At 55.0% G+C, this 13,077-nt stretch carries 11 protein-coding genes; 1 reads left to right on the forward strand and 10 read right to left on the reverse strand.

Annotated elements, in window-relative coordinates:
• Window positions 1–3: 3 nt before the first annotated feature.
• The 10 genes from R1T41_RS10895 to R1T41_RS10940 all read right to left on the reverse strand — a co-directional run bounded on the left by R1T41_RS10895 (window position 4) and on the right by R1T41_RS10940 (window position 11,466).
• Window positions 4–1,245: a sensor histidine kinase gene (locus tag R1T41_RS10895; protein WP_062951507.1), complete on the reverse strand. Its 1,242-nt coding sequence runs from the start codon at window positions 1,243–1,245 to the stop codon at window positions 4–6.
• A 62-nt stretch (window positions 1,246–1,307) separates the two neighbouring features.
• On the reverse strand, window positions 1,308–1,988 hold the full coding sequence (locus R1T41_RS10900) for a response regulator transcription factor (protein ID WP_317341535.1): 681 nt from the start codon (window positions 1,986–1,988) through the stop codon (window positions 1,308–1,310).
• 73 nt (window positions 1,989–2,061) lie between these two features.
• Window positions 2,062–2,655: a nucleotidyltransferase family protein gene (locus R1T41_RS10905; RefSeq protein WP_317341536.1), complete on the reverse strand. Its 594-nt coding sequence runs from the start codon at window positions 2,653–2,655 to the stop codon at window positions 2,062–2,064.
• The gene (locus R1T41_RS10910; protein ID WP_317341537.1) at window positions 2,652–3,647 is read right to left on the reverse strand and encodes an XdhC family protein; all 996 of its coding nucleotides are present in this window, start codon (window positions 3,645–3,647) and stop codon (window positions 2,652–2,654) included. The genes R1T41_RS10905 and R1T41_RS10910 overlap by 4 nt, the downstream gene beginning before the upstream one ends.
• Window positions 3,648–3,718: 71 nt before the next feature.
• On the reverse strand, window positions 3,719–5,887 hold the full coding sequence (locus tag R1T41_RS10915; protein ID WP_317341538.1) for a xanthine dehydrogenase family protein molybdopterin-binding subunit: 2,169 nt from the start codon (window positions 5,885–5,887) through the stop codon (window positions 3,719–3,721).
• 3 nt (window positions 5,888–5,890) lie between these two features.
• A complete protein-coding gene (locus R1T41_RS10920) occupies window positions 5,891–6,352 on the reverse strand; it encodes a (2Fe-2S)-binding protein (RefSeq protein WP_062951502.1) in 462 nt (153 codons plus the stop codon).
• 106 nt (window positions 6,353–6,458) lie between these two features.
• Entirely contained in the window at window positions 6,459–9,179 is a 2,721-nt protein-coding gene (locus R1T41_RS10925; protein WP_062958701.1) for a sensor histidine kinase, read from the reverse strand.
• 2 nt (window positions 9,180–9,181) lie between these two features.
• Window positions 9,182–9,406 (reverse strand): hypothetical protein, encoded by a 225-nt coding sequence (locus R1T41_RS10930; protein ID WP_317341539.1) that lies wholly within the window; start codon window positions 9,404–9,406, stop codon window positions 9,182–9,184.
• A 24-nt stretch (window positions 9,407–9,430) separates the two neighbouring features.
• Window positions 9,431–9,814, reverse strand: a complete 384-nt coding sequence (locus R1T41_RS10935; protein ID WP_317341540.1) for a response regulator transcription factor — start codon at window positions 9,812–9,814, stop codon at window positions 9,431–9,433.
• A gap of 68 nt (window positions 9,815–9,882) precedes the next feature.
• Window positions 9,883–11,466: a helix-turn-helix domain-containing protein gene (locus tag R1T41_RS10940; RefSeq protein ID WP_114111311.1), complete on the reverse strand. Its 1,584-nt coding sequence runs from the start codon at window positions 11,464–11,466 to the stop codon at window positions 9,883–9,885.
• Between the two features lie 201 nt (window positions 11,467–11,667).
• Here R1T41_RS10940 and R1T41_RS10945 point away from each other — a divergent pair, with 201 nt between their 5' ends.
• Window positions 11,668–13,029: an ABC transporter substrate-binding protein gene (locus R1T41_RS10945; protein ID WP_062951498.1), complete on the forward strand. Its 1,362-nt coding sequence runs from the start codon at window positions 11,668–11,670 to the stop codon at window positions 13,027–13,029.
• Window positions 13,030–13,077 lie beyond the last annotated feature (48 nt).

Here is a 13,077-nt window from a genome sequence, read left to right on the forward strand (position 1 = left end):
CAATCACGCGTCTGAAAGGGTGAAAATTGCGCGCATGCCGCCAGAGGCAAGGAAAGCTGTCTCGCAATGCCAGTTGCAGCGTTCGCAAATACTGCGCACCAGATGCAGGCCGATGCCTTCACCCTGATCGCGGGCGCAATCCCCGGCACAGGTCATCAGGTTGTTTTCGACAACCAGTTTGTTGGCCTCAAGCCGGACCGTAACCTGCCCTTTGGGCGTATGTTCGAACGCATTACGGATCAGGTTGGATACGACAATCATCAGCGCTGCAGGTGATGCTTCGATCTCGCCGCTTTCTGCGTCAGCACTGAATTCACATGTCAGATTCTTGCCGTCGGTCAGATAGGCAAGATCAACGATGGCCTCGCGCACGAAAGCCGGATAGTCGATCTTTTCGTGTATGCCGTTAGGCGTTGCTTCGCGCCCGAGCCAAAGCAGGGTTTCAATCAGTTGCTGCATATTGCGGTTGGCGCGTTTGATCCGTGCGGCCAGACGAACCTGAATTTCGTTTAACGGTGTTTTATCAAGCAGTTCAACATTGCCGCTGACAATCGTTACCGGGGTTCGCAGTTCATGACTGGCCTGACGCAGGAATTCGCGTTCGCGTGTCACGAACCTGTCGACCCTTACCAGTGACTGATGCAGTTCGCTGGCGACATCATTCAGTTCGGTAAAGCCAAAATCGGGTACCGGTTGGTCAAGGTTTTCGGGTGACAGGGTTTTCGCCCAGCTTTGCAGGTTTTCAGATGGCTGCGTCATGCGTTTGCCGATCAGCCAAAGCACATAGGCAAATATCGCCATAACTCCGAGTGCAAACGGGATGGAAAGAAGGGCCAGTTTGTGAAGGCGCGCAAAATAGACGCTGTCTTCATCTCCCGCGTGATAGGTCTGTAGCAGCATGATCTGCGTGCCGTCGGCAAGAATATGGGGGAACACCAGAAAGACCGGATTATCCGGATCTTTTTGCGCAGCATATTTATCGGTGTTCAGATAATAAAGCTCGCCCGGATCGATATCTTGGGGTTTGTAGCGGTTGCGCAGAAGCTCCGGCAATTCGTTGTAGTCTGTAAAGGTCTGAATGTTAAAGCCATTGGGAAGCGGGGCGGTTGGGTCATTGCTGCGCATTTCATCATATTGATCGGCAATGGTCTGTAGCTGGAAACTCGCGACCATCCATTTGCCATACAGCATGTAGAAATTAACGACACCGGTATAGATCACCAGTGTAATGACAAGTGCCAGCAAAACGTAGTTCCGCACAAAGCGGGAAAAAGTTTTCTGGATTGGTGCGCAGGAATGCATTTCTTTTACTCGCGAAGGGCCACGCCCTGGCCGGCAACTGTATGTATCAGGTTTTGATCGAATGGTTTGTCGATGCGCATTCGCAATTTGTAAAGATGCGTTTTAAGCGCATTGGTATCTGGCGGATCGCCCTGCCACAATGCCATCGACAATCGTGACCGTGTCACGACATGCGGACTGTTCTGGGCAAGAACTTCCAGAATGGTCCAGCTTGTCGGGGAGAGATTGATTGCCTGTCCGGATCGCGCAACATGTCTGTTTTCAAAATCAACGATCAGATCGCCAAGCGAAAAGCGCCGGATTTCGCCACTGCGGCGGCGCGACAGAACCCTTGTACGCATCAGAAGTTCTTCAAGCGCAAAAGGTTTGACCAGATAATCATCCGCCCCGGCACTGAAACCTTCAAGTTTGTCTGCGAGTGTATCGCGCGCTGTCAGCATTAGAACCGGGGTGTCGATCCCCTCGTTGCGCAAGGCGTTGCAGATGCTGATGCCATCGCGAAACGGCAACATGATATCAAGCAATATCACATCATATTCGCCAGTCAGTGCGCGCTGAAAACCCGTTTCCCCATCAAAGGCGTGATCGCATTCGATGCCTTCTATTGTCAGGTAATCGCTTATTGTTCCGGCAATATCCATGTTGTCCTCGACCAGAAGGACCATGATGTTGGCGGTTGTTTTCATATGTTTGTGGTTCCGGTTTCGGCGGTTTTGCCAGATGCTGAAGATACCAGATTGCCCTAAAAGCGGTGAAAGGTCAGCCCGGTTCGAAAAGCCGGTTGGCAAACAGTTTCAGATCATCCTGAGTGTCGATGTCGAACGCTGCATTTGGCATGGCGATCGCACTGATATCGTGACTGCTGCTATTGAGCACCTGTTGTGCGCCGCGGGCGCCGTCCAACTTGGAAAGTTCCGGGAAATATGCGGCTGGAAACAGGGCGGGGACGCCGTTCATTTCCTTATACCGGGATGCTATGACGTGGCTTCCGTCAAAGGCATTCAGAAGTTTCTGATAGTCATTTCTGGTCAAGCCGACCTGATCCGCAAGGGCGATCAGGAGGCCGTCATACGTACCGGCTGCGCAAATTCCGGCAATGCCTGCTGCAATCGATGATCCCATACCGGATTGCCAGTTGTCGTTGGCGATGGTTTTTGCGCGATTGCCGATCACCGAAAGGATTTCATCGCGAAATGCACCCAGCACGACATAAAGATCATCGTTGAAAATGGGGCGAAGCTGATCAATGGCGTGTTCCAGCATCGGCTTGCCATTGATATCGGCAAGCTGTTTGCGTCCGCCAAATCGTGTGCTTTCACCCGCTGCAACGATAAGACCGGCAATTTTCATCATTCAGCCGCCTGAGCGAGTGCCGGGGCGGCATCAAGTTTGTAAAGTGCGACATGAATACCCGATAACATTGAAAGTGCGATGCTTTCGGGCAGTTGTCCGCCAATATCGATCCCGGCGGGGCTGGCTACCGGGAAGGGCAGGGCAGGCTCGGCAATTTCCGCACGTTCAAGAACATCGACAAAACGATGCCGCGGACCCAGCATGGAAACATGACGCAACTGGCTGGATTTCAGAATCTGAAGCGCCTTGGCATCGATATCAATGCTGTGCGACATCAGGATTGCCGTATCGACGCGATGTTGCGCAACATAATCAACCAATGTTGTGTCGATCTGACGCAGGATGGTGCCTGCCTTGGGGAAATGTTCGGGGCGGGCATTCGCTGGGCGCGGGTCAACCAATGTGGTTTTCCAGCCCATTTCATGTGCGATGGAAACCACAGGCCGCGCATCCAATCCACCCCCGACGATCAGGATGTGGGGTTCAGGCACAATCGGGGTTACAAGCCAGTCACCATCAGACCGGTTTTCGATATAGCCGGTGCGCTGGCCGGTATGGTCCGCACGTTTGAAATATCCGCGGGTATCGCCGACTTTCTGAAAATACAGACCGCTTTGGCGCACCATCAAAGCATCGCAAAGATCGGAAAGCCCAAGGTCGTTTGCGTGGTCAAGGGGTTGCAGCATGATGAATACCTTGCCGCCGCAACCAACGCCCAGCCGGAAAGACAGGTCGTCTTCGTCATTGCCGTCATAGACAAGCATGACCGTTTTGTTGGTTACCATGGCGCGCCGGGCGTTGCGGATAATATCGGCTTCAAGGCAGCCGCCGCTCAGTAGGCCAAACTGCTGGCCATTCCCGTTAATCAGCATCATGGCCCCGGCCTTGCGATAGGCCGAACCCTCGGTGCGATAAACCGTACCCAAAACCCATTCGGTATCTGTCTTGTTTTCCTGCCAGACGCGTAGCATGGCCGATAACTGGTTACTCATGATGTGCTCCCGCAAAAGGGGCTGCCCGGGGGACGGGTGGGGACCCGAAAATGCCCCCCGGGCAACATGCCTTACACGAAGTCGAAACCGGCTTTGGTCATCGGAAGATCCGTGATCCGTTTTCCGGTCTTGCCAAATATGGCGTTGGCAACAGCCGGAGCGGTCGGGGGGACGCCCGGTTCGCCAACGCCCGTAGGGGCATTGTTCGATTGAACAATTGCCACTTCGATGGCAGGCATTTCGGCATTTCGAAGCAGTTCGTAATCCGGGAAGTTGAACTGGTCGACTTCACCATCCGTCAGGGTGATTTCGTTGCGGAAGGCGGCACATAATGCGTAACCAGCACCGCCTTCCATCTGTGCGCGGATGACATCGGGGTTAACAGCTACCCCGCATTCAACCGCCATGAACAGTTTGTTCACATGCACACTGGTGTCCTCGACCGTGACGTCGGCAACAACCGCAACGCAGGTATTGAACGAAAGGTGCGCGGCAAAACCACGTTTGTCGCCCTTTTCCCATCCGGATATCTCGCGGACAAGCTTGATGGCTTCGATCATGCGGGCCTGATTGGTGCCTGCCGGATCAAGCATCGCAAGGCGCATTTCGATCGGGTCCTGCCCCGTTTCGGTTGCGAGCATATCCATCAGTGTTTCCATGACATATCCGGTGTGGGTATGTCCCACCGAACGCCACCACAATATGGGGGTCGGGGTCTGGAAGTCGCTTAACCCGATGCCATGGTTGGGGATGGTATAAAGACTTTCGGTGACACCCTCGACCGATGTCGGGTCGATGCCATCCTGTACCATGCCTTCCATCGGCCCACCCTTCATGATGGATTTGACAGCCATCCGGTGATCCCAGCCAATAATCTTGCCATCACTATCCAGACCGATTTTTGCCCGGTGTACGGCCATCGGGCGGTAATAACCGCCGCGAATATCGTCCTCGCGGCTCCAGACCAGTTTGACCGGAACCTTGCGGCCCGAAACGGCAAAGGCCATGGCGGCTTCGACATTATAGTCGGAGGCGCCGTTGGCACGACGACCGAACGAACCGCCGGCATAAAGCGTTCTGATCTCGACCTGTGACGGTTCCAGTCCAAGGGCGGCTGCGACCATTGGGCGGGTCAGGGTCGGGAACTGGCAGCCATCATGGAGGCGAACGCCATTTTCGGTCGGCTCGATGATGCAGTTTTCCGGTTCCAGCGGGGCGTGAGCCAGGAACGGGAAGGTGAATTCTGCATCAATGGTTTTGGTGGCATTGGCCAGAAGCGGTTCAACGGATGCCAGCGGCACTTCGTGATTGGCGTCAAACTGCGGCGCATCAAGCAGTACCTTGTGATCGGCAATCATGGCATCCGTGCTGCGTGTTTCGGCCTGGCTGAAATCCCATTCAACAGAAAGGGCATCACGTGCCTGAAACGCAGCCCAGGTGTTTTTGCCAAACGCCACAACTCCTGCCTTGTTCGGCAGAATTTGTGCAGCAATGAACCCTGCAACATCTTTGGACGCAGTGTCGTCAAAGGAGGTGACGGTGCCACCGAATTTCGGGCTGCGCATGATCGCGGCATAGATCATGCCCGGCAGATTGACATCCATCGCAAAGATTGCGGTGCCGTTCGTCTTGTCGGTGTTGTCCTTGCGATGCAGTTTGTCGCTGCCAATCAGCTTGAACTGATCCGGGGTTTTAACGGTTGGTTTTTCAACCGCCTCAAGGGTTGCTGCAATCGCGACAAATTCTCCGAAATGACCGGAATTGCCACCGGATTTCAGCATGCCGTTTTCAACGGTGATGCTGCTGGCATCGACACCCCAGTTCTGGGCAGCCGCACGGACCAGAAGATCACGCGCTGCAGCACCGGCTTCGCGATATTGCATGAAGGAATTGGCGATGGATGTTGAGCCACCGGTTCCCTGTGCATGGAAGAACAGGTTGGCATAACGTTCATTATCGGCAGGGGCGAATGCCGTCTGAACCGTGTCCCAGTCAGCGCCGAGTTCCTCGGCAACCAGTGTCGTCAGGCCGGTTGTGGTGCCCTGACCCATTTCGAAATGTTTGATGATGACGGTTACCGTGCCATCGGCATCGATTTTGACAAACGGGTTAAGGTCGGTTGCGGCAGCCACACCGCTGCCTGCTGCAAGAACGCCTTTGGCATTGACGCCGACCAGAAGGGCGGCGGTACCGGCGGCTGATCCGATCATGAAGCCGCGACGTGATACATTGATTGTCATGACTTATGCCTCCAGCTTTTCAGACGCCAGTTTGATGGCTTCGTTGATGCGTACATAGGTCACACAACGGCACGCATTGCCGTACATGTATTCCTTGATTTCATCGTCCGTCGGTTTCGGATTCTCGGTCAGAAGGCCGATGGCCGACATGATCTGTCCGGATTGACACCAGCCACATTGTACGACGTCCTTTTCGCGCCATGCGGCCTGAACCGCTTGGGCGATCTTGTCGGTTGCGCCTTCAATCGTCGTGATTTCACTGTCGACAGCGTCTTCAATAAAGGTCTGGCAGGAACGGGTCGGGTACCCGTCAATGTGAACGGTACAGGCGCCGCAATAGGCAACGCCACATCCAAACTTGGTGCCGGTAAGTTCCAGTCCGTCACGCAGAACCCATAATAGCGGGGTGCCAGGTTCTGCTTCGACGGTACGGGATTCTCCGTTTATTTTTAGCTGATACTGCATGACCGCCTCATCTCTCTCGATAAACAGTGATTTATCTTCTGATGAGCGGGGGTAACCGATGGGTAAACGCCAATTGGAATGGTTAAAATGAGGGGTGGGCTGGCAATCAGGCGGCGGGAACAAACACCCTGAAGGTCGCACCACGGCCCGGCGGACTCTCAACCCAGATCTTGCCTTTGCAATGTTCCACGACATGTCTGGCGATAGCCAGACCAAGACCGGAACCGGACGGGCGGGGTTTGTCATCGGGGTATTTGCCGCCACGGGCAAATTTATTGAAGATTACCGCCTGTTCGTCTTTGGTGATGCCGTTTCCGTTATCGGTGATCGAAACAAGATAACCACCATCCATGACTTCACCGCGGACCTTTACGCTGGGATCACGGGCCGCAGAAAATTTTGCAGCGTTTGACAGCAGGTTGATAAAGACCTGTGTCAGCCGGTCGCGATCCACATGCAGCGTGACAGTCGCGGGCGACAAGTCGAGTTCCAGATCAACCCCCTTGTTGTCGAGCAACCCTTTGATTGCTTCGACGCTTTCGTCAAGGACGGACCGCGGATCAACATTTTCCGGGCGCCAGTCGGAATGACCGGCCTCAAGCCTGGCAAGATCAAGATGGTCGTCAATCAGACGGGTCAGGCGTTCGCTTTCGCGTACGATAATTCCCATGAAATGTTCGGCGCGTTCCGGATCGAGTTCCGGTGTGTCGACAAGGATTTCGGAGAAGGACCGGATTGAGGTGAGCGGCGTTCTGAATTCGTGACTGACCATGGTCAGGAATTCGTCTTTCAGGCGATCAAGTTCCTTAAGCCGTTCATTGGCAGCGCGAAGTTCGGCCGCTGCACGTTCCAATTCGTGCGATTTCTGTTCAAGGCGCTGGGAATATTCGATCACATGTGATGTTTCCTCGAGAATTTCGAGGACTTCATCAAGACTGACCATTTCCCCCTTGGCGACAGAGGAAACCATTACGCGCGCCGACGCCGCCCCGATGGACCCGGCAAGCAGCCGTTCGGTAAAGGCGATCATGTCGGCATTGGCTTCGCCTTTGCCGCGCCAGGGCGTTTCGCGCGTCCAGCCGAAATCGCGAAAGGAATGAAACGCACGTTCACGGCCCAGAAAACGTTCAACCAGTTCATACAGATCGTCAATCGTTGCTGATGACCGCCAGATAACTGTTTCCTGACCTTTGCGCAGAAACGCATCGACAAACAGGGTGGCCTGAATGCGTTCCAACGCGCTTGGCGATGTGAACAGGCTGATCAGGACATAGGCCGCTGTATTGAGTGTGATTGACCAGATCAGGGCATGGGTGAGTGGCTCGAACCCGGTTAAGCCAAACAAGCTTTCCGGTCGAAGCCAGGGGTGACCAAATGCACCATGTTCGATCAGTGTCGGGTTCATCCAGCCGCTATCGGCAAGCGATGGCAGCAGCAGGGTATAGGCCCAGATGGCAAAACCGATCACAAGGCCGACCTGGGCACCGGTTTTGGTGCCCCCCTTCCAATAAAGGCCGCCAATCATGATCGGGATGAATTGTGCGGTGGAGGCAAAGGATATCAGGCCGATTTCAGCCAATGCATCGCTGGCTCCGGCCGACCGGTAATAGGCAAAGCCCATAAACACGACCAGCACGATGGAAGCGCGCCGGATGAAGATCAGAAGGCCGGTAAGATCATCGCGTTCGGTGACGCGCAGCCAGCGAATGCGCAGCAACGCGGGAACGACAAGGTCGTTGCAGACCATGGTCGACAACGCAATCGTTGCAACAATCACCATGCTGGTGCTGGCGGATAATCCACCGACATAGGCAATCAGGGCCAGTAGCGAATGACCTTCAAAAAGGGGTACGGAAATCACAAAGAAATCCGGATCGGCCCAGCTTGGCAAAACGCCAAGGCCCGCCAAGGCAATTGGCAGGACGAACAAATTCATCGCCAGCAGATAAAGCGGAAAGGCCCAGCTTGCGGTCGACAGGTGGCGTTCATCGACATTTTCGACGATGATGACCTGAAACTGCCGCGGCAATGTCAGGATTGCCGCCATGGACAGCATCATCAACGTCATCCAGCGTGCGCTGCCGTTTTCGGGCAGTTGCAGCAAGGATGCGGTTTGTGGATTTGCCGCGGCCTGATCAAACAGATCGCCCAATCCGGCAAACATGAAAAAGCAGACAAAAATGCCGACAGCAAGCAGGGCGAACATTTTGACAAGGCTTTCAAAGGCGATGGCTGCGACCATGCCTTCGTGATGTTCATCCGCATCAATAAACCGGGTGCCAAACAGAATGCCAAACAGGGCAAGACCAAGGGCCGCCCAAAAGCCGCTATCGGCAAGCATGGGCACCTGATTGACGACCGGGCCGGTCATCGCCCCGCCCCAGACGGTCAGAACGGTATAGCTGGTGGCAATCGCCTTAAGCTGGAGCGCGATATATGGCGTTGTTCCGATCACCGTGATCAGGGTAACCAGCATCGATAATTGCGTGCTTTTGCCATAACGCGATGAAATGAAATCGGCGATGGATGTGATGCGATGCGCCTTGGAGATGCGTAGCATCTTGCGCAGCAAAAACCACCATCCAAGGAAAATGACCGTCGGTCCGAGATAGATCGTCAGATATTCAAGGCCGTTCCGTGCAGCCGACCCGACCGCGCCATAAAATGTCCAGGATGTGCAATAGACCGCAATGGACAGGGTATAGACAGTCGGATTGCGCACCCATGATCGTCCGTCGCGTGCCCGTTTGTCCCCCCACCATGCGATGGCATAAAGCAATCCGACATAAGCAAGCGAAACCGTGATCACCAGTTCGGAGGACAGCATGCCTATTCCCTTTCCTCCGTCTGGATGCTGTGACGAAGGGCGCGTGTGATGAGCGCACAGCAACCGATAAGCAAGGCCCAGCCGGCAAAGAAATAAACGAACAGGATGGGTAACCCGAACAGCGTTCCTTCAAGAGAAAAGACCCCGACCAAAGGCGGGATCCATGCAAAGAACGCAACAAGGGCAAGGACAAAGGCGCGTTCGGTAAGTTTCCGGGGGGGGGGCATTGGCCAGCTCCCGCTTTTTTGCGCCTAGTTCCGGTCGCCAGCCAGCATGGCTTTGACGCGTGAAACCACATCGCGGGTGGAAAACGGTTTGGTGACAAAGTCGTCAACGCCAAGCTCAAGTCCTTTGCGTCGGTCGACCTCACGGGTTTTGGCCGTCAACATCATGATCGGAACGGGACGGGTGTGCGGATTTTCGCGAACGGCGCGGACAACATCAAAACCGTCACAGCCCGGCATCATGACATCAAGCAGAACCATGTCAGGAAGGTCGCGCACAATCATTGCGATGGCCATCTGGCCATCGGTTGCAACGCTGACGTCATAGCCTTCCTTCTCCATCAGAAAGCTAAGCGATTCGACGATGGTTTCCTCGTCCTCGGCTATCAGGACCTTTGGTCTCTCCGTCACGGACGTTCTCCCCAATATTCGAATTATTATATATTCGATCCTAACCGGTTATTGCGCGAGTTTTAATGCTACTTTGGGGTGGTATGGATCTCGTGCCCTGTATCGGCAACCGCATAGGCGCGCTGCATGCATTCTTCACGTGGGCATTGTCGGCACCCAATGCCAACCGGAACGGCTGCCTGCGGGGTATCAAGCGGCAATCCGTCCGCATAAACAATGTCACGGGCAAAGGCCGTGTCGCAACCGATCATAACGGAATAAACCGATTGCGGCACCCGATACCCTCCGGCACCAGTACGCACCGCACGCGCAATAAAAAGATATTCGCTTTCATCGGGCAGGCGAACAAATTGCGGTATTACCCGTTCTGGCGTCAAATAGGCTTCGTGAACCACCCAACGGGGGCAGGCACCGCTGTAACGCGGTAGTTGCAGGCCGGATGCCGAAAAACGTTTGGAAATATTGCCGGCAATATCGGTGCGCATGAAATGGAAAGGAATGCCTTCAGCACCCGGGCGGCGCAAGGTCGTCAGGCGGTGGCAGACCTGCTCCCAGCTTGCGGCAAAGCGTTGCTGCAGCAATTCGATGTCATGCCGCAAAATCTGGGCCTCGGCCCGGAAGCTGTCATAGGGGAACAGAAGGGCCGCTGCGAAATAGGATATCAGGGCCTCGCCTGCGCGTTGGCGGGCGGCATCGGTGCCAAGGTTGGCGCGGTCCAGGATGTCATTGACCGTATCCTCGCCTTCCAGTCGGCAAATGATCCGTGCCGCATGAAAGCGTGTCGAGGTGATCGGCATCGCGCGTGAAAATCTGAGGTGGGAATCCGCGCGGTTCCAGTCGAACCCCGATGCGGGCAAATCTTCGGGGGGCAAACGATCAACCCGGATTTGATGACGTCGTTCCAGATGCTTGATCAGGTCGGTCAGAAACAATCCGCCTGCAGGATCAATGACAGCCCGCATTTCATCTGCTCGATCTTCGAGTGTCGGGAAATAGTTGGCATTGTCATAAAGCAGGTCGTCGACTTCCTCGGCGGGGCTGGCGGCAGGGCGCCCGGCATCACCGCGTTCAAGGAAGCTGAAAATCTCGGTTGCTGATTCTGCCAGTCTTTGGGATTCCCGCACCAGTGTGGCGTTGAAGCGCGCCCGTTGTTCGGCAGGCAAATCATCGTAATCGTCAAAGATTTCGGCAACTGTCCGGATTGACGTGATGCGGGTCAGGATTGAATGGCTGGCCTCGGCCAGGAACGGATCGTGGCTGAGCCGTTCGGACAGATTGTCAATTTCCTCAAGCCCGTTGCGATAGGCGCGATAAAGCGACAGGAAGGCGGAAATCATGCCCGGTGCTGCGGCGATCATTGCCGGAAATTCACGCGGGATCAGCGGGGTTTCACGAAAAACCGGATCGGTTGCGGCTTCGCCAAGATCGGCAAGCAGGCGGCTTTCTTCCGACCCTGACAGGGCATGGGGCTGGATTTCAAGTGCGCTTGCCAAGCGCAGCAGTAATCCACCGCCAATCGCACGGCGGTTATGTTCGATCAGATTGAGATAAGAGGGCGAAATTCCCGCGGCCTTGGCCAGGGCATTCTGCGTCAGGCCGATGTCTTTGCGGCGTCCGCGAATACGGTGTCCGATGGGTGCCTGACGGGACATGGCGTGCCCTTTTCTTGACAAAATTTACAAATTTTCATTTGAGTTGTTTATATATTTACAAAAAAACTGTTCTTGTTCAATCATATATTGATTCATTTTCAACTAGTCCCCATTGTTTTGACAGGTCGACAAAAACATTAATCAAAAAACGCGGCCTCAGATTTTTCTGAAACGCATCCCAAGACATTGGGGAGGAAAACCATGTCGGAGACCAAGAACACCCGAAATGTATCCCGTCGTACGGTTCTTAAAGGAACGGCTGCGACGACAGGGGCTGCGCTGATCGGCGCATCATTCCCGATGCATTTCATCAAAAATGCACATGCACAGACCTTCCGGGGCGACCCGGGTAGCTCGGGCAGCGTCAAGTTCGGTTTTAACGTTCCACAGTCCGGTCCGTATGCCGACGAGGGCGCCGATGAATTGCGCGCCTATCAGCTCGCTGTGAAACACCTGAACGGCGAAGGCGATGGCGGCATGCTCAATACCATCAAGCCGCTGGAGCTTAAGGGGAACGGCGTTCTGGGCAAGAAGGTCGAATTCGTGACCGGTGACACCCAGACCAAATCCGATGCGGCGCGTGCTTCGGCAAAGCGCATGATCGAAAAAGACAATGTTGCAATGATCACCGGTGGTTCATCGTCCGGTGTGGCGGTGGCCGTTCAGGGGCTGTGTCAGGAAATGGGCGTGATCTTCATGGCCGGTCTGACGCACTCGAATGATACCACCGGCAAGGACAAAAAGCGGTATGGCTTCCGTCATTTCTTCAACGCTTACATGTCCGGTCAGGCGATTGCGCCGATCCTGAAGGAAGAATATGGCACCGATCGTCGTGCCTATCACCTGACGGCCGATTACACCTGGGGCTGGACCCAGGAAGAATCGATCAAGGCCGCAACCGAAAATATCGGCTGGGAAACCGTGAATACCGTTCGCACTCCGGTTGGTGCGGGTGACTTCTCGCAATATATCACGCCGGTTCTGAACTCTGGCGCGGATGTCCTGATCCTGAACCACTACGGCAAGGACATGGTCAACTCGCTAACACAGGCGGTTCAGTTCGGTCTGCGCGACAAGCAGGTAAATGGCAAGAACTTCGAAATCGTCGTTCCGCTGTATTCCCGTCTGATGGCACAGGGGGCCGGTGATGCCGCAAAAGGCATTCTGGGGACCACCAACTGGCACTGGTCGTTGCAGGATGCCGGTTCGCAGGCGTTTGTGAAATCGTTCGGTCAGGAATACGGCTTCCCGCCGTCACAGGCCGCACACACCTGCTATGTTCAGGCGCTGCTTTATGCGAATGCCTGCGAAATGGCTGGCACTTTCGCGCCCTGGGAAGTCATCAAGCAACTTGAAGGTTTCGAGTTCGATGGTGCGGGCAATGGCCCGACCCTGTATCGCGCAGAAGATCACCAGTGCTTCAAAGACGTTCTGGTCGTGCGTGGCAAGCAGGAGCCGCAGTCCAACTTCGACCTTCTTGAAGTGGTCAAAGAGGTTCCGCGCGCACAGGTCGAATATCCGGCCGACATGTTCGGCGGGGAACTCGGTCCGTATCAGGTCTGATCCCCTTGTAACGTAACAGGCTGGGCCGACTGTCATCCGACGGTCGGC

The organism is Thalassospira lucentensis (assembly GCF_032921865.1).
Lineage (GTDB): Bacteria > Pseudomonadota > Alphaproteobacteria > Rhodospirillales > Thalassospiraceae > Thalassospira > Thalassospira lucentensis_A.